This window comes from Arthrobacter sp. W4I7, assembly GCF_030816215.1.
GTDB classification, from domain to species: Bacteria; Actinomycetota; Actinomycetes; order Actinomycetales; family Micrococcaceae; genus Arthrobacter; species Arthrobacter siccitolerans_A.
Genome location: NZ_JAUSXU010000001.1, coordinates 3,937,188 through 3,954,125 on the forward strand (window position 1 = coordinate 3,937,188; position 16,938 = coordinate 3,954,125).

Sequence of the window (16,938 nt, forward strand, 5' to 3'; positions counted from 1 at the left end):
ATTCCAGTGTCCCTGAACACAGACCACATCCGCGTCACCCATGCAGGGTCTTTGCCTCGCACCCCTGAACTCATAGCAGCCAACGCCGCCAAGGAGCAGGAGGGCATCACCCCTCGGTTCCTTGACCTGCTGGAAGCATCAGTGGCGGACGTGGTGCAGCGCCAGAAGGACTTGGGCATCGATATCGCCAATGACGGCGAATATGGGCACGCGATGTCCAGCTCGGTTGACTACGGGGCTTGGTGGAACTACTCCTTCTCCCGGCTTGGTGGCCTCGAAGCGACGGACGTGGACCGTTGGGCTGATACCCAGATACGCCGATCCTCCCCCGGGAACATTGTCCTGACTTCCTTCCCGGACCGTCGTGACCGGCAGAAGTTCAACGATGCCTACAATGACCCGTCCGCCGGCATCCTGGCCCACCGCAAGAGCGTTTCCCAGCCCAAGATTGCCGGGCCCCTCACCTACACCGGGCACGGCCTGGTGGCCTCCGACGTCAAGAACCTGAAGAGCGGGCTGGCCGCCGCGGGACTGTCCGAGGGCTTTGTGGCCTCGCTCTCCCCCGGGTCCTGTGCACGGGTTGCCAATGAGTACTACAAGACCGACGAGGAACTGCTGTACGCCTGTGCCGACGCCATGCGCGAGGAATACAAGGCCATTATCGATGCCGGACTCACGGTCCAGCTCGATGATCCTTCACTCGCCTAAAGCTGGGACCAGATCAACCCTGAGCCGGCTCTTGATGACTACCTGAAGTTCATCCAGCTGCGCGTGGAGGCCACCAACTGGGCGCTGCGTGACCTGCCCCAGGAACAGATCCGGCTGCACGTCTGCTGGGGATCCTGGCACGGCCCGCACACCACGGATATTCCCTTCGCGGACATCATCGGGTCCGTACTGCAGATTAATGCCGGCGGCTACTCCTTTGAGGCCGCCAATGTCCGGCACGAACACGAATGGCGCGTCTGGGAAGACGCCGGGCTCCCTGAGGGCAAGGTCATCATTCCCGGCGTGGTCTCACACGCCACCAATGTGGTGGAGCACCCGGACCTGGTGGCGGATCGGATCGTCCGCTTCGCAGAGGTGGTGGGCCGGGAGAACGTCATCGCGTCCACCGACTGCGGCCTGGGCGGCAGGGTGCACCCGCAGATCGCATTCGCCAAGCTGGAAGCACTGGGCGAGGGTGCCCGCCGGGCCACCAAGCGCCTCTGGTAGGCCATAACAGCGCGTCGGACCCCCGCCGGTCCCGGGCACCCTTTTCAGCCGGGTGCACGGGACCGGCGTTTCGTTTCCCGGGGCTTGCTAAACTGGGAAAGGCCGACCAGGAATCGGCCCACCCCATTTCAACCACCTCGGATGTGTTGCGCCACAGTGCGCCCATTTTCGCGGTGGCGCAACACCAATCCCCGCAGGAGACCCAGCCCTACATGACCGCCCTGGCACCCGAATCATTCCATGAGCAGCTTCTGAGCCGCCGCTACGAACCCAATGTTGCCGCCGTCAACGAACTGTGCGATTCCCTGCAGGAGGCCAAGCCCGGCACGGCAGTACCCTACGTTGACCCGATGCACGACGTCGACGAGTGCCGCATCATCAGCCTGTACTCGAACATCGGCGAGGCCGACAAGTCCGGTTTCATCACGGCCGGGGACGCTGACGCCGCAACGCGGATGCTCGGTATCCAGTGGAAGCTGGGGCTTCGGCCGGAGTTCGTGATGCCGTGGAACGTCCACCCGTGGCATATCCCCGGGGAGCCGAACGGAAAGTTCACCCCGGATCAGGTGTCCGCCGGCCTGAAGCCGCTGCTCAAATTCCTGGCCCTGGTCCCCCGCGCTTCAGTGATCGTAGCGCACGGCACAGAGGCCAACCGCCTGGCGAACCTGCTGCTGAAGACCGAAGTTCCGCTGCTCTGGCGCCGCGGCCTGAAGACCTACAAAGTGCGATCCCTCAGCGGCCGCGCCTTCGCCGGTTCACCCGCCCGCCAGGAGGAATACCTCGAGGCCATGCGTGTGGCCTACGCCGACGCCATGGCGCGCACAGGGCTCCAGAAGGCATAGCCACAGGGTGATTGAGTTCGCGATCTCCGGTGATTGAGCTTGTCGAAATCCAGGTTTCGACAAGCCCAACCACCAGAACTCAATCCAACGCCACTTAGGGAACGACGGCGGGCGGTCACCTTTTCGAAAAGGTGACCGCCCGCCGTCGTCCTCTTTGCTACTTTGCTTCGATGGCGGCTTTCGCCGCAGGGTCGGAGTCGTTCAGGAATTTCTCGATCCGCTCCGGCTCCTCGGCCTCACCGATGGCTGCGGATGCCCGGCCAAGGGAATACAGCGCCCGCAGGAAGCCGCGGTTGGGCTCGTGCTCCCAGGGAATGGGCCCCACGCCGCGCCAGCCGTTGCGGCGCAGCGAGTCCAGCCCGCGGTGATAGCCCACACGGGAGTAGGCGTAGGAATCGATGGTGCGTCCCTCGGCCCAGGCCTCCTCGGCAAGAACAGCCCACAGCAATGAGGACGTCGGGTGCTTCGCCACGAGGTCCAGGGCTTCCTGGCCCGCTTCCAGCTGCTGGTTGACCTCGGTCTCGGCAGGCAGGAGCGTGGGCTCGGGGCCCATCAGGTTACGGCGGAACTCGTCGGACATTCCTAGAAGGTCTTTCCGGCTGAACCGAGCTGCTTGGTGGCCTCGACCACCCGGGCAGCCAGTCCTGCTTCCGCGGATGCGCCCCAGACGCGGGGATCGTAGGTCTTTTTGTTGCCCACTTCGCCGTCGACCTTGAGCACGCCGTCGTAGTTGCGGAACATGTGATCCGCCACTGGACGCGTGTAGGCGTACTGGGTGTCGGTGTCGATGTTCATCTTGATGGTGCCGTAGGAGACGGCGTCCGCGATTTCCTGGTCGGAGGAGCCGGAGCCGCCGTGGAACACGAGGTCGAACGGGCTGTCCTTGCCGATCTTGGCGCCAACCTGGGCCTGGATGTCCTTGAGGATCTCCGGGCGGAGCTTCACGCCGCCGGGCTTGTAGACGCCGTGGACGTTGCCGAAGGTCAGCGCGGTGATGTAGCGGCCGTTCTCGCCGGAGCCGAGGGCATCGATGGTGGCCAGGGCGTCCTCAACGGTGGTGTACAGCTTGTCGTTGATGGCGTTCTCCACGCCGTCCTCTTCGCCGCCCACGGTGCCGATTTCGACCTCGAGGATCATCTTGGCAGCAGCGGTGCGCTCCAGCAGTTCGCGGGCGATGCGCAGGTTTTCCTGCAGGGTTTCGGCGGAGCCGTCCCACATGTGGGAGTTGAACAGCGGGTTGCGTCCGGCTTTGACCTCGGCCTCGGAAGCAGCCAGCAGCGGCAGGACGAAGCCGTCCAGCTTGTCTTTGGGGCAGTGGTCCGTGTGCAGCGCGATGTTGACGTTGTAGTTCTTGGCCACCTCGCGGGCGAAGGCCGCGAAGCCCAGCGAACCGGCAACCATGTCCTTGGTGGAGGCACCGGACCAGTAGGCCGCACCGCCGGTGGAGACCTGGACGATGCCGTCGGACTCAGCTTCGGCGAAGCCGCGGAGGGCGGCGTTCAGCGTCTGCGAGGACGTCACGTTCACGGCCGGGAATGCGAAGCCGCCCGCCTTTGCGCGGTCGATCATCTCGGAGTAGATCTCTGGGGTTGCAATGGGCATGCTGACTCCTATGCTGAGGTTCGTCTGTGGGCTGGTAACCCTGGAGTACCGCTTACGGCTAGCACCATCCTAGTCATTTCCGGACGAGCGGAGTGTTTCGGGTCACCGGACGGTAATACTGGCGCGGGATGGCTTTTCAGGGCAATTTGCCCCCGCAGTGCCTTCAAATGCCATCCCGCGGGGCTAGACGTGCTGGTGGAAGACGTGCCGGCGGACCCAGGCGTGCATGGCGATGGCCGCGGCCGAGGCTGCGTTGATGGACCGGGTGGAGCCGAACTGTTCGATGGACAGGGTGGCCACGGCGGCCTCGTGCACCTCGGGGGTCAAACCGGGGCCTTCCTGGCCGAACACCAGCACGCAGTCCCGCGGCAGTTCGTAGGTTTCCAGCGGCACCGAGTCGGGGAAGATGTCGATCCCGATGATCGCCAGCCCCTCCCCCTGCGCCCACGCCACGAAGTCGTCAACGGTGGGGTGGTGGCGGACGTGCTGGTAGCGGTCGGTGACCATGGCACCCCGCCGGTTCCACCGCCGTCGGCCAATGATGTGCACCTCCTTGGCCAGGAAGGCGTTCGCGGTGCGCACCACCGTGCCGATGTTGAGGTCGTGCTGCCAGTTTTCGATGGCGACGTGGAAGTTATGCCGCCGGGAGTCCAGCTCAGCCACGATCGCCTCGTGCTTCCAGTAGCGGTACTTGTCCAGCACGTTGCGCCGGTCGCCGTCCGCCAGGAGGTCAGGGTCCCAGTGGTCGCCTTCAGGCAGTTCGCCTTCCCAGGGCCCGACGCCGACCTCCGCCTTTTCGGGGGCGGCCTCCTCCGGCAGTGCTTCCCCGGGCAACGGGAGCGGTTCGGACGTCATACCGGGCGTTTGGTTCACCCCTCAACACTAGACTGGACCTTTCGGGCTTTCATCACCGGCGGAGGTAGGCATGGCAGAAGCGGACAAGGTTGTAGGCAACCCGGCGGTATACCGCAGCGGCCAGGAGATCGAGTGCTGGCTGACGGACATGGACGGGGTCCTGGTCCACGAGAACCAGGCGGTGCCGGGCGCCGCGGAACTCCTCCAGCGGTGGGTGGACACGTCCAAGCGCTTCCTGGTCCTTACCAACAATTCCATCTTCACCCCGCGCGACCTCGCCGCGAGGCTGAAGGCTTCGGGGCTGGCGGTCCCGGAAGAAAACATCTGGACCTCCGCGTTGGCCACCGCCCAGTTCCTCAAGGACCAAGTGGAAGGTTCCGGATCCGGCAACCGCGCCTACACCATCGGTGAGGCAGGGCTGACGACGGCGCTGCACGAGGCCGGCTTCATCCTCACGGACCAGGACCCGGACTTCGTGGTGCTGGGCGAGACCCGCACCTATTCCTTCGAAGCCATCACCACGGCGATCCGCCTCATCCTGGCCGGCGCCCGGTTCATTGCCACGAACCCGGACGCAACGGGCCCTTCGAAGGACGGCCCCCTGCCGGCCACCGGAGCGATAGCAGCACTCATCACCAAGGCCACGGACCGGGTGCCCTACATCGTGGGCAAGCCCAACCCGATGATGTTCCGCTCCGCCATGAACCAGATCGACGCGCATTCGGAGACCACCGCTATGATCGGTGACCGGATGGACACGGACATCATCGCCGGCATGGAAGCCGGGCTGCACACGGTCCTGGTCCTGAGCGGCATCACCCAGCGCGATGAGATCGGTTCGTACCCGTTCCGCCCCAACCAGGTGTTGAACTCCGTGGCGGACCTGAAGAACCAGATCTAGGCTAGAAGACCGTCACCCGGGATCCGCCGCTGGGCAACGGGAAGTTCTCGTCCAGCAGCTGCTGCAGGATGGGCCGGTAGATGTTCGGGTTCCAGCCCGGGCTGGCGTGGGCAGGGGCAGCCCCGTCAGTCTGCAGGTCACTGGAAACCATGTTCGCCTTGAACGCCACGGCCCACGCTTCAACGGCCGTCTGGTAGCGGACGGTGCGGTCCCGGGGATTGCCTATGTAGGCCATCTTGGCACCGCCCAGTTTGTCCACTAACGGCAGGCCGTCGAAGTGGTAAATGTACGCGGACTCGGACTGGATGAGCAGGTTGGACGGCGCGATCGGCGACAGCTGTTCGAGCGCCTGGTCAAGGATCTGGCGCCAGGTCCGTTCGTCCTTGTGGATCACCCGCTCCCCCAGCTCGTACCCGCCGCGCAGCGTGGAAGGGATCCGGACGCCGCGTTCATAAAGGAACACCACGCCGTCGAACCAGCTCTGGTCCAGCACGTCATGCTTGCTGTAGGGGCTGGAGTCCAGGACTATGAACTCCACCTCCACACCATGGATTTCCAGCAGTCTTGCAGCCACCTGCGTGGCCACCATCCCGCCGAAGCTGTGTCCGTAAAAGAACAATTTCGTGAGCTTCTCGGCGCGGACGTACTCGATGACGGCGATCACCAGCTCATCGATGTCCAGTCCCTGGTTGGAATAGCCGACGCCGGCGAGCCGGGCGCGCTTGTTCAGTGTGCCGCGGAGCGAGTTCAGGATCCACTGCGCTTCTTCCCAGCTGGTTTTGTAGCCGGGGAACAGGAACCAGCTGGCGTCCGGGTAGTAGGCGTCCGCGAAGTCATCGGGCAGGGCGAGGATCCGGTTGGACCGGCGCTGCGACTGCACTTCCCGGGTGAGCAGCATGTCGGCGGCCAGCACGCCGGATGCGCCGGCGCCGGTCAGGAACGCGCGGCGGGAAAACTGCTTCAGGGCAGCGGCTTCCCCCAGCAGCCGGGCTCCGGAAGCCCCCTGCCTGTCCTGCGGACTCGTGTCCCCCTCATACGGCACACCCCTACCGTAGGCACAACGGAAGACGCCGCCGCAAGAAGGCGGCGGTAACCATTCAGTGACGCATGGTCAGCAGGAGTGGTTCAGCTGGCGGCCTGGCCTTCCGTTGCGGGACAAGGGCTGGCGGCAGCCTGTTGCCGCCGGGTGATCTCCGCGCCGATGTCGTCGTACCGGGCCAGGAGATCCGAGCCGGCAAAAGCACCGGGGTTGTCCAGCAGCGCGAAGAGCGTATCGCTGGCCAGCAGCAGTTCCTCATCCGAAAACTCCTGCAGCGCCCGGCCGCCCCACGCCCGCAGCCCTGGCAGTTCCAGGGGCGGCGCGTCATCAAGGCCCGGCATCGCTGCCGCGGATTCGATGGCGTCCAGTTCTGCCATGGAATCAGTTACTGCAGTGGCATCAGCGGAAAAACCATCGATAACCGTCAGCAGTTCTCCGTCCGGGGACCCGTTGTCTGCAGGCGAAAGATCAAGCGATACCCCGGCACCGTGGATTCCCATCAGCGTGCCTGCATCGATGGCGTTGAGGTCATGGCGAAGGCCCGCGAGTGCGGAGGACTCAACCAGGGCAGCCCGGGAGAGCTCAACGCGGATGTGGGAGCGGATCCCCATGCGCCGGATACGGCGGATGATCTGGACGAGGCCGGGGCGGGAATCCTGGTTGAGCTTTCCCTGGACGTCGATGCGGACAACGTCGGCAGGGACATCGAGGTTGACGAGGGCATTCAGTATGCGGTCCATAGGTACTCCAAAAAAGGTGTCTATGGCCGACGGCTCAACCTCGGTAAGCGTAACCTCCGGTATGAGTCCGGCACAAGCGCTGTGCTACGCCGTTTGATCCGCCTGCAGCTGTCCGGGTTCCTGGAAATGGGTGCGCGTTCCAACTCCGCCGACGGAATCCACGAGGGATTTGGCGATGTCCCGCAGCTTGGTATTGCTGTTGCTGGCGGCCTCGGTGAGGATACTCACCGCAGCCTCCTGGCTGCACCTGTTCTGGGCCATGACGATGCCGATGGCAATGTCGATGATGGTCCGGGATTGCAGGGTCGCCCGGAGATTGGCCGCGCTGTCAGAGTGAAGCGAGAACCGCACCGCCAGCCGGAGCGCCTGTGAAATTTCCCGCGTGAAGCCCCGCGCCTTGGCGGCGGCCCGTTCATCGAACTTACGCGGGACATCGGAATACAGGTTCAAAGCCGCCTTGGCCTCGCCCTGGAGGTTAAATGGCAGCGACAACACTGACCGCAGCCCGTGCGAGGCCACCGCGGACGCATAGTCCGGTCCCCACCGGTTCTCTTCGAACAGGTCAGGCACGTGGACTTCCCGTTCCTCTTTTGCGGCAGTCAGGCACGGTCCCTGCGACAGCGAATACTGAATTTCGTCCACTTCCCGGGCGGAATCACTGCTCCAGCCGATGGTGGCGGCCTTCCGGTCGCGGAGCAAGGTGATGCCGCAAAGGGCGTCCTCGCCGTCGCCGGCCACCTGATGTGCCGAAAACCGGGCGAGTTCGTTCATGAAGGCCTCGAAGTCGGCGCTGTCCAGGATCAGGTTCTGGACCTTCTCGGTGGCGCTCAAGGGCTGTTCGGTGGGGAGCATTGTGCACGTTCTCCGTACGGGAAAGAGGGGATAACGCAAATGATAAAGGACCCCCACCTCAGATCCAACACCGCCTGCCCGGGCCACGCAGGCCCGGGCAGCAATGGGGACTTGTTATGAAAGGCCCGGCGCTATGAAAGGCCCAGCTCGTCCTTGCCGAACGCGAACAGGTACGGCACGCCCGTTTCGGCTTCGATCTTTTCCTTGGCTCCGGTGTCCCGGTCCACGATGACGGCAACAGCCACCACGTTTCCGCCTGCCTTCCGCACCCCTTCCACTGCCGTCAGGGCCGACCCGCCGGTTGTGGAGGTGTCCTCCAGGACCAGCACTTTACGGCCTTCCACCGATGGGCCCTCCACCTGGCGGCCCATGCCGTAGGACTTCTGGGCTTTGCGGACCACAAACGCGTCAACAGTCCGGCCGGCCTCGCGGGCGGAGTGCATCACCGCAGTACCTACGGGGTCGGCTCCCATGGTGAGCCCGCCCGCGCACTCAAAGTCGATGCCGGCGTCGTCCGCCAGCGCCAGCATGACCTGGCCCACCAGCTTCGAGGCCTCGTGGTGCAGGGTGATGCGGCGCAGGTCGATGTAGTAGTCGGCTTCGGCTCCACTGGACAGGGTCACCTTGCCGCGGACTACGGCAAGTTCCTTGATCAGTTCCAGCAGGCGGGCGCGGGCGGCTGCAGGGTCATCTGCAGTGTCACTGGGGGAAGTCATGGTCTCCAGTTTAGTGTGGGCGTGCCGGTGTGGATGCTTGAGCGCCGACGACACTGCTGGCTAGGCTGGACCTCATGCGCGAACTCCAGGCCAGGATCATTGAAGAAATGGGCGTACAGCCCCGGATCGACCCCGCTGGGGAGGTGCGCAAACGCGTCACTTTCCTGAAGGAATACCTCAAGGCCACCCATACCAAGGGCTTTGTCCTGGGAATTTCCGGCGGACTGGACTCGTCCCTGGCCGGAAAACTGGCCCAGCTGGCCGTCGAGGAACTCGAGGCAGAGGGCGTTGACGCGAACTTCGTGGCCGTGCGGCTGCCGTACGGCGTCCAGCACGACGAGGAAGACGCCCAGGCCGCGCTGGACTTCATTCGGCCCAAGACCGAATGGACGTTCAACATTTCCGCGGCCGTGGACGGCTTCGAGGACGAGTTCGAGAAGACCGTGGGCTCGGAAATCTCCGACTTCCACAAGGGCAACACCAAGGCACGCACTCGCATGATCGCCCAGTATGCGCTGGCCGGGGAACACAACTACCTGGTCATCGGTACGGACCACGGTGCCGAATCCGTCACCGGTTTCTTCACCAAATACGGCGACGGCGGTGCGGACATCCTGCCGCTGTTCGGCCTGAACAAGCGGCAGAACCGCGCCCTCCTGGCCGAGCTCGGCGCACCGGCCCGCATCTGGGAGAAGGTGCCCACCGCGGACCTGCTGGATGACAGGCCCGGCCGTACCGACGAGGACGAGCTGGGCCTCAGCTACGACCAGATCGACGACTACCTGGAGGGCCGGGACGTCCCCGATGCCGTGGCTGCATCCATCGAGGAAAAGTACCTGCGGACCCGGCACAAGCGCACCGTCCCGGTCACTATTTTTGACACCTGGTGGCAGGGCCAGGGTCCGGAGGAGCCCCGCGCCGGGCTTTAGTTCACCCTGCCTGGCCCACTGCAGAGCCTGACCCGAAGCGCTGAAATCCCCCACCTTTCGGAAGGCTCGACGGCGCGTCGCACCAAAAGGGCGTCGCGCCGTCGGAAGTTCCCCGGGAAAGCCGGGGAGACTCAGCGGGCGCGGCCGCCTTTCCCGTCTCCGCCCAGCTGCTGGGTGATGCGGTGCGCCTCGGCCATGAGGAGGCTCCCCAGCTCTTCCTGCCGCTCCCCCTTGAACCGCGGTTCGATGCCAGTCAGCGACAGGGCCCATGCCGGTCGGCCGGACTGATCGAACACTGCTGCGCCCATCCCCCAACTGCCTTCCAGCACCAGCCCGGGATTTACGGAGTAACCCTTCTGCCTGGTAGCCGCAAGGTTGGCCCGCACGAGCTCCTCCGGATGGCCTGCCGCGAACGCTCCCGCGTGTCCGGCCCAGTCGTGCAGCAGCTCCTCCTGCTCGGCCTCGGGCAGGAAAGCCAGGATCGCGGTGCCGGCGGAGGCCACGCCCAGCGGGAACCGGACGCCCTCGTGCAGCACGAAGGAGCGGACCGGGAAGCTGCCTTCCTCCCGCAGCAGGCACACGGTCTCGGCGCCGCGCCGGATCGAGAAGAATGCGCTCTCACCGGTTGCCTCGGCAAGCCGGCGGAGGCTGGGGCGGGCAACGTCCTCCAGGGGGAACCGTGCCGACGCCACGGACCCCATCAGGAAGATCTCCGGGCCCAGCACCCAGTTCCCATTGCCGGGATCGTGGTCCAGCAGCCCCTCGGAGGCCAATGAGGACAACAGCCGGTGCACGGTGGGCCGGGTGAGGCCGGATTCGTTCACCAAGGCGGACAGCGGCAGCCCGTCCGCACTGCGCCCCACAAGGCGCAGCAGCCCTGCGATGCGGCTGACCACCTGGGCACCCGGCATTGGGGAATTATTCACATTTCTCCTTCAGATATCCATAATATGGACACTCGTCATCATACCGTCCACACTGTAGAAACGGGACCTACTCGGGCGATTTAGCGCCTTGACAGCCCTTGCAGCCCACCCGTAGTGTCCATATCCAGACCCGATGTCCACAAAGTGGACAAGAGACCGGGACGCTCAACGAGGAGGCGCCATGTCCAAACTTCAGCCAGCTGCCGCCGTTGCCCTGGAAGGGGCACTGCGGGACGGAATGACTCTTGCCGTAGGCGGGTTCGGCCTGAGCGGCATCCCGGCAGACCTCATCGAAGCCGTCAGGGATTCCGGGGTAAAGGACTTGACGGTGGTCTCGAACAACATGGGAGTGGACGGCAAGGGGCTGGGCATCCTGATCGAAGCGGGCCAGGTCCGCAAGGTCATTGCCAGCTACGTGGGTGAAAACAAGCTGTTCGCGGAGCAGTACCTTGCCGGCCGCCTGGAGGTCGAGTTCACTCCGCAGGGTACCCTCGCAGAGCGCTTGCGGGCCGGCGGCGCGGGCATCCCCGCTTTCTACACCAAGACGGGCGTTGGCACCCTGGTTGCCGAAGGCAAGCCGCATGAGGTATTCGACGGCGAAACGTACGTCCAGGAGCGCGCCATCCGTGCCGACGTCGCGCTGGTCCATGCCCACACCGCAGACACGGACGGCAACCTCATCTACCGCTACACCGCCCGGAACTTCAACCCGGTGGTCGCTACGGCAGGACTCCTGACCATCGCGGAGGCCGAGGTGATTGTGGCACCGGGCGAACTGGATCCCAACCACATCGTCACCCCGGGCGTTTTCGTCCAGCGCCTTGTCCAGGCCAGCGGCAGGGTCAAGGACATTGAGCAGCGGACCGTCCGGCAGCGCCCTGTTTCGGCAGATGCCGAAGCGCTGGCCGTCTGACAAACCGAACACCTACCGAAGAGGAGTGCCCCATGGGCTGGACCAGGGATGAAATGGCCGCCATCGCGGCCGAGGAACTGAACGACGGCGACTACGTGAATCTGGGCATCGGCATTCCCACGCTGGTGGCCAACAACCTGCCAGACGGCGTCCGGGTGGTGCTGCAAAGCGAAAACGGCCTGCTCGGCATGGGCCCGTTCCCCTACGAGGGCGAGGAGGACGCCGACCTCATCAACGCCGGCAAGCAGACCGTCACGGTCCTGCCCGGCGGCAGCATCTTCGATTCCGCAACCTCGTTCGGCATGATCCGCGGCGGCCACGTCAAAGTGGCCATCCTGGGAGCCATGCAGGTCTCGGGCAGCGGCGACCTGGCCAACTGGACCATCCCCGGCAAGATGGTCAAGGGCATGGGCGGCGCCATGGACCTGGTGGCCGGGACACCCCGCGTCGTGGTCCTCACCGAGCACAACGCCAAGGACGGCAGCGCCAAGATTGTCCGCGAATGCTCACTCCCCCTGACCGGCCTCGGCGTGGTGGACCGGATCATCAGCGACCTCGCGGTCTTCGACCTGAAAAAGCGCGACGGCGGGGGGCGGCAGCTCACGCTGGCCCGCCTTGCGCCGGGGGTCACTGTTGAGGAGATCCGGGAAAAGACCGAAGCTGAATTCGCCGTTGCCTTGGACAGCCCTGCCCTGGACGACGACGCCTTGGAAGGAGCCACGGCATGAGTCTGAAGGAACAGTTCGGCAAGGATGTCCTGCTGACCGGCTGGGGACACAGCCGGTTCGGGAAGCTGACGGACGAGACATTGGAGTCCCTGATCGTCCAGGTGGCCACCGAAGCCATTGCAAATGCCGGCATCGAGCCGGGCCAGATTGACGAGGTCTACCTGGGCCAGTTCAACTCCGGAATGATGCCGCTGGCGTTCCCGTCCTCGCTCGCGCTGCAGGTCTCCCCCGACCTGGCGAACGTACCCGCCACCCGGGTGGAGAACGCCTGCGCTTCCGGTTCCGCCGCCTTCCAGCAGGGCACCAAGTCCCTGCTGGCCGGCACCGCGAAGACCGTGCTGGTGATCGGCGCGGAAAAGATGACCCACGCCGGAGCCGACGTTGTGGGGGCCGGCCTGCTCGGCGCCGACTACGACATGGCCGGCAAAGCATCCACCACCGGCTTCACCGGGCTCTTTGCCGAGGTGGCCAAGCACTACGAAAAGCGGTACGGGACTGTTTCCGACGTCCTGGGCAGCATCGCCGCCAAGAACCACCGCAACGGCGTGGACAACCCGTATGCCCAGCTTCGCAAGGACCTCGACGAGGAGTTCTGCCGCACCGTCTCGGACAAGAACCCCTTGGTGGCCGATCCCCTGCGCCGCACCGACTGCTCCCCCGTATCCGATGGTGCTGCCGCCGTCGTCCTGTCCACTTCCCCGACCGGCGGCGCCACCGGTCCGGTGCGGCTCGCCGGCTTTGGCCACGCCAACGACTTCTTCCCGGCCGCACGCAGGGATCCGGTAGCGTTCAACGCCACCCGGGTGTCCTGGGAGCGGGCGCTGGCCATGGCAGGCACGCGGCTGGAGGACCTGGACTTCGCCGAGGTCCACGACTGCTTCACAATCGCCGAACTGCTGATGTACGAGGCAATGGGCCTGACCGAGCCCGGGCAGGGCGCCCGCGCCATCGAGGAAGGTTGGGTGTACAAGGGCGGCAAACTGCCCGTCAACGTCTCCGGCGGCCTCAAGGCCAAAGGCCACCCCGTGGGCGCAACCGGCGTATCCCAGCACGTCATCGCCGCGATGCAGCTCACCGGGACGGCCGGTGCCATGCAGCTTGGCAGCCCACGCCGGGCGGCGGTCCAGAACATGGGCGGCGTGGGTATCGCGAACTACGTCAGCGTCCTCGAAGCGGTGTAGCCCCGCTGGGTTTCCCCACTTTTAGGGCACGACGGCGGCGCGTCGCACCAATAGTGCGGCGCGTCGTCGTGCTTGTCGGGAAAAGGTGGGGAAACCCGGCGGCGGGGTCCGGGAGAAGGCTAGCCGCGGGCCCGGATGAGGGCCGAGATCTCCGTGAAGCCCAGCCGTTCGGCGTTCTGCAGGGCTGTCCTTCCCTCCGGGTCCCGGATGTTCGGGTCGGCGCCGGCCTCAAGAAGCAGCCTGACCACCTCCTGCTGCCTGGGCCCGCCGTTGTTCAGCAGGATGGCTTCCTGCATCGCGGTCCAGCCGAGGTTGTTGACGTGGTTGACCGGCACCCCGGCGGCGATCAGGATCTGGACCGTTTCCACGTGGCCGTGTTCGCTGGCCGGAATCAGGGCAGTGCCGCCGTACCGGTTGGTGCTGGCGACGTCTGCCCCTGCGTCCAGTGTCAACCGGAGCACCTCGTTGAACCCTTCGGCGCCCGCGTAGAGGAATGCCGAGTCCTGGATCGCATCCTTGGTGTTGACGTTGCCCCCACGTGCCAACAACTCCTGCACCAGTGGCACGTTGTTGGCTTTGGCAGCGGCGATGAGTTCCTGGTCGAGCTGTGCCTGGTCCTGCGCGGACAGCACGGGAGGGTCGGTTGCCGGGGCAGGCGGAGACGTGGCGGTTGCCGGCGCAGATGACGGGGCCGCTGCCGCATTCGCCTCCGTTTCCGGGGCGGCAACGGACGACGGCGGAGCAGGCTGCGGCGGCGTCTCCCCCGGCCCAGGCAGGCACGCTGTCACTGACACCGTGAGGGAGAGAATCAGCCCGAGGACCCCAACCCGCTTCATGCGCTGTGCCACATCATGCCCGGCACCATCCCATGCATCCCAAGCCTACTGAGCGGCGGCAACGATGGCTTCAGCACCTGCAGCGGCGCAGGCTTCATCCAGGGCACCGTCTGTCGGGGGCGCCACCCACACCGATTCCCGCCACGGAAACGCCGTTCACCTTCAGCGGGACGCCGCCGGCCAGGAAGAGGGTGCCGGGAAGGTCCGCGATGCTGGGGCCGTTTCCGTTGATCCGCTTGGCCAGTTCGCTGGTGGGTGTTCCAAAGGCTGCCGCTGTATATAGGCCTTCTGCTTGGCCGCTTCGATGGTGTGCTCGGCCGCGTTGTCACCGCGCAGGATCGCCTGCACTGTGCCGAAGCGGTCCACCAGCGCCACCGTGACAAACGGGAGCTTATCCGCCTGGCACTTGGCGAGGGCTGCGGACACGGCCTTGGCGGAGGCACCGGCGGAAATGCGGTTCTGCTGGACTACGTTCTCCGGCACGGGCTGGATGTCGGCGGCGGGGACGGCCGTTGCAGCGGACCCGGGGCCGGCGTTTGCGGTGACCGTCGCGGCGGCGGTGAGGGCAAGGGCGCCGGCGGCTGCGGCGGCGAAGACTTTCGAGGACTTCTTCATGGTGTTTTCCTTTGAACGGATCCCCAGCCACAGTTCAGTGCTGGGTGCAGTTCCATCATTTCGGGACCACGCGCGCCCGCCATCAGGCCTTTGGCTGAACCCTCCTGCACCAAAAGGCCAGCCGTATCAGCCAAAAGGTTGAGAGACGGGACAGAGGCAGGAGCTTTAGCATGGTGGGTAGCCGTCCCCCACCTGAACCGGAATGTCCATGCCTCCCCGAGCCACCGCCGCCCACGACGCGCCCGCCCCGGACCCACGCGCTGCCGGCGGGACCGGCCCCGCCGGGACTGGCCCCGGAGGCACGTCCCCATCCAACAACACCCGCCCGGGGCAACCGCGCCTCGGCAGTATTGACACGGCGGTACACTTCGGTTTCGCCGTCCTCCTGGTGGCATCCCTGGTCCGCTACGTGATGCGGCACAGCCCCGCGGACAACATCCCGGTCCTCGGCCTGGCCGCCGGCGCCTGCCTGCTGTATCTCGCCGTCGCTGTCCACGCGCGGCGCGGCCGGCCGGCTGTGCCATGGATGGTTGCCCTGGCGGGCGTCTGGGCCGTCCTGGTTATCGCTGCTCCCAGCTTTGCCTGGTGCTCGTTCGCGCTGTTCTTCCTGTGCCGCAGCGCCCTCACTGGAATAGCCGCGTACGTGGCGGCAGGCGTGACGGCCGCTGCCACTGCGGCAGGCCTGTTCAAGTTGAGCGATGGCACCGACCTGGCCATGCTCCTGGGCCCGCTCGCCGTAGGCATGATGCTCACCCTGGTCTATGACAGGATCCAGCACGACGCCGAGGAACAGCGCCGCCTGCACACGCAAGTGTCACTCGCACAGGAACAGCTCGCAGCCAGCGAGCGCCGGGCCGGAACCATCGCGCCGAACGGGAACGGGTGTCCCGGGAAATCCACGACACCATAACGCAGGGCCTGGCCAGCAGCCTCCTCCTGCTGGAAGCGGCCGGCAGGGCGTGGCCCGGCGATACCGCCCGGGCGGACCTTGGGCAGGCCACCGCGCTGCTGAGGGGCAACCTGTCCGAGACCCGCAGCCTGGTCCACGAGCTCGCCACCCCCGGGCTGGACGCCTCCGCGGCTACAGTGACGCTCGGCTTCCTGCCGGACGCCGTCACCTTGGATGTGTACGACGACGGCACCGGTTTTGATCCGGCGGCGGCAGCACCGCCGTCGGACGCCGGAGGGTACGGGCTGCGGGCCATGCGGCAACGCGTGGAACAACTGGGCGGCGTCTTTTCGGTGGAAAGCGCACCGGGCGAAGGGACCATTGTGGCAGCGCAACTGCCTGCACCGGCAGACGCAGAAGGGCCGGGAGAATCTCCATGACCGCCATAACAGTGCTGCTGGTGGACGACCACCTGGTGGTGCGAAGCGGGCTCCGGGCCCTGTTGGGCACGCAACCCGATATCAAAGTGGTGGCCGAGGCAGCGTCCGGCGAGGAAGCGCTGGAGCTCCTGGAACAGGATGCCGTGTCGGTGGTGGTGATGGACCTTGCCATGGGCCACGGGATGGACGGGATCGAAGCCATCCGCAGAATCCGGGAGCGCAACAAGAGGCAGGCCATCCTGGTGTTCACCACTTACGATTCCGACGCCGATATTGTCCGGGCCGTGGATGCCGGCGCCATGGGATACCTGCTGAAGGACGCCGCGCCGGACGAGATTTTCACAGCCATCCGCGGGGCTGTCCAAGGCAAGAGCGTGATGAGCGCTCCCGTGGCATCCCGGCTTTTCCAGCAGCTGCGGAACCCTGACGAGATCCTGACGCCGCGTGAGGCTGAACTGCTCAGCCTCCTGACTGAAGGCCTCAGCAACCGTGAACTAGGCCAACGTCTCTTCATCTCCGAGGCCACCGTCAAGACCCACCTTGCGCACATTTATGCCAAGCTCGGGGTGGACACCAGGGCCGCTGCCATCGCCACCGCCATCCGCCGCGAGGGCATGCGCTGACGACTCTGAGTGTCCATACCCTTGCAAGCTGGGCTTTCGCCCCGTACGTTGGGGACTGCGGGGGACGTTCTCCGCACACCTCGGGCTGATGCCCGG

16 protein-coding genes and 3 pseudogenes are annotated in these 16,938 nt (G+C 65.6%); 9 read left to right on the forward strand and 10 right to left on the reverse strand.

Annotated elements, in window-relative coordinates; all coding sequences use genetic code 11:
* Positions 1–6 precede the first annotated feature (6 nt).
* Positions 7–1,215: pseudogene (locus QF047_RS17765) on the forward strand (cobalamin-independent methionine synthase II family protein).
* Positions 1,216–1,427: 212 nt separating this feature from the next.
* Positions 1,428–2,057 carry a uracil-DNA glycosylase gene (locus tag QF047_RS17770; RefSeq protein WP_306637886.1) on the forward strand — a complete coding sequence of 210 codons (630 nt, stop codon included), beginning with the start codon at positions 1,428–1,430 and terminating at the stop codon, positions 2,055–2,057.
* A 157-nt stretch (positions 2,058–2,214) separates the two neighbouring features.
* Here QF047_RS17770 and QF047_RS17775 read toward each other — a convergent pair whose 3' ends face one another.
* From QF047_RS17775 to QF047_RS17785, 3 genes are all read right to left on the reverse strand, one after another.
* A complete protein-coding gene (locus tag QF047_RS17775; protein WP_306637885.1) occupies positions 2,215–2,637 on the reverse strand; it encodes a DUF3151 domain-containing protein in 423 nt (140 codons plus the stop codon).
* A gap of 2 nt (positions 2,638–2,639) precedes the next feature.
* Positions 2,640–3,659, reverse strand: coding sequence for a class II fructose-bisphosphate aldolase (gene fbaA / locus QF047_RS17780; RefSeq protein WP_306637884.1), 1,020 nt, complete (start codon positions 3,657–3,659; stop codon positions 2,640–2,642).
* A gap of 183 nt (positions 3,660–3,842) precedes the next feature.
* Complete coding sequence (locus QF047_RS17785) at positions 3,843–4,514, reverse strand: TrmH family RNA methyltransferase (RefSeq protein ID WP_306637883.1); 672 nt, start codon at positions 4,512–4,514, stop codon at positions 3,843–3,845.
* Positions 4,515–4,584: 70 nt separating this feature from the next.
* Between QF047_RS17785 and QF047_RS17790 the strand changes: the two genes are divergently transcribed.
* Complete coding sequence (locus tag QF047_RS17790; protein WP_307279775.1) at positions 4,585–5,415, forward strand: HAD-IIA family hydrolase; 831 nt, start codon at positions 4,585–4,587, stop codon at positions 5,413–5,415.
* Between the two features lies 1 nt (position 5,416).
* On the opposite strand, the gene QF047_RS17795 is transcribed toward QF047_RS17790, so the two are convergent.
* The 4 genes from QF047_RS17795 to pyrE all read right to left on the reverse strand — a co-directional run bounded on the left by QF047_RS17795 (position 5,417) and on the right by pyrE (position 8,762).
* On the reverse strand, positions 5,417–6,457 hold the full coding sequence (locus QF047_RS17795) for an alpha/beta fold hydrolase (RefSeq protein WP_306637881.1): 1,041 nt from the start codon (positions 6,455–6,457) through the stop codon (positions 5,417–5,419).
* Between the two features lie 83 nt (positions 6,458–6,540).
* Positions 6,541–7,194, reverse strand: coding sequence for a hypothetical protein (locus QF047_RS17800; protein ID WP_307279779.1), 654 nt, complete (start codon positions 7,192–7,194; stop codon positions 6,541–6,543).
* Positions 7,195–7,278: 84 nt separating this feature from the next.
* The gene (locus tag QF047_RS17805) at positions 7,279–8,046 is read right to left on the reverse strand and encodes a GAF and ANTAR domain-containing protein (protein WP_306637879.1); all 768 of its coding nucleotides are present in this window, start codon (positions 8,044–8,046) and stop codon (positions 7,279–7,281) included.
* 131 nt (positions 8,047–8,177) lie between these two features.
* Positions 8,178–8,762, reverse strand: a complete 585-nt coding sequence (gene pyrE, locus QF047_RS17810; RefSeq protein ID WP_307279784.1) for an orotate phosphoribosyltransferase — start codon at positions 8,760–8,762, stop codon at positions 8,178–8,180.
* Between the two features lie 74 nt (positions 8,763–8,836).
* On the opposite strand from pyrE, the gene nadE reads away from it, so the two are divergent.
* Entirely contained in the window at positions 8,837–9,691 is an 855-nt protein-coding gene (gene nadE / locus QF047_RS17815) for an ammonia-dependent NAD(+) synthetase (protein ID WP_307279787.1), read from the forward strand.
* Positions 9,692–9,822: 131 nt separating this feature from the next.
* Here nadE and QF047_RS17820 read toward each other — a convergent pair whose 3' ends face one another.
* A complete protein-coding gene (locus QF047_RS17820; RefSeq protein WP_373427821.1) occupies positions 9,823–10,602 on the reverse strand; it encodes an IclR family transcriptional regulator in 780 nt (259 codons plus the stop codon).
* A gap of 196 nt (positions 10,603–10,798) precedes the next feature.
* On the opposite strand from QF047_RS17820, the gene QF047_RS17825 reads away from it, so the two are divergent.
* Genes QF047_RS17825 through QF047_RS17835 form a run of 3 tightly spaced genes read left to right on the forward strand, consistent with a single transcriptional unit; the run spans position 10,799 to position 13,439 of the window.
* Positions 10,799–11,530 (forward strand): CoA transferase subunit A, encoded by a 732-nt coding sequence (locus tag QF047_RS17825; RefSeq protein ID WP_307279792.1) that lies wholly within the window; start codon positions 10,799–10,801, stop codon positions 11,528–11,530.
* 32 nt (positions 11,531–11,562) lie between these two features.
* Positions 11,563–12,258, forward strand: a complete 696-nt coding sequence (locus QF047_RS17830; protein ID WP_307279795.1) for a CoA transferase subunit B — start codon at positions 11,563–11,565, stop codon at positions 12,256–12,258.
* Positions 12,255–13,439, forward strand: a complete 1,185-nt coding sequence (locus QF047_RS17835) for an acetyl-CoA acetyltransferase (protein WP_307279798.1) — start codon at positions 12,255–12,257, stop codon at positions 13,437–13,439. Before QF047_RS17830 ends, QF047_RS17835 begins: the two co-directional genes overlap by 4 nt.
* Before the next feature lie 119 nt (positions 13,440–13,558).
* Here QF047_RS17835 and QF047_RS17840 read toward each other — a convergent pair whose 3' ends face one another.
* A complete protein-coding gene (locus tag QF047_RS17840) occupies positions 13,559–14,275 on the reverse strand; it encodes an ankyrin repeat domain-containing protein (protein WP_307279800.1) in 717 nt (238 codons plus the stop codon).
* 45 nt (positions 14,276–14,320) lie between these two features.
* Positions 14,321–14,890 (reverse strand): annotated as a pseudogene (locus tag QF047_RS17845) (heme-binding protein).
* 208 nt (positions 14,891–15,098) lie between these two features.
* Between QF047_RS17845 and QF047_RS17850 the strand changes: the two are divergent.
* A pseudogene (locus tag QF047_RS17850) lies at positions 15,099–16,219 on the forward strand (sensor histidine kinase).
* Positions 16,216–16,842, forward strand: a complete 627-nt coding sequence (locus QF047_RS17855) for a response regulator transcription factor (RefSeq protein ID WP_307279803.1) — start codon at positions 16,216–16,218, stop codon at positions 16,840–16,842. Before QF047_RS17850 ends, QF047_RS17855 begins: the two are co-directional and overlap by 4 nt.
* Positions 16,843–16,938: the final 96 nt, after the last annotated feature.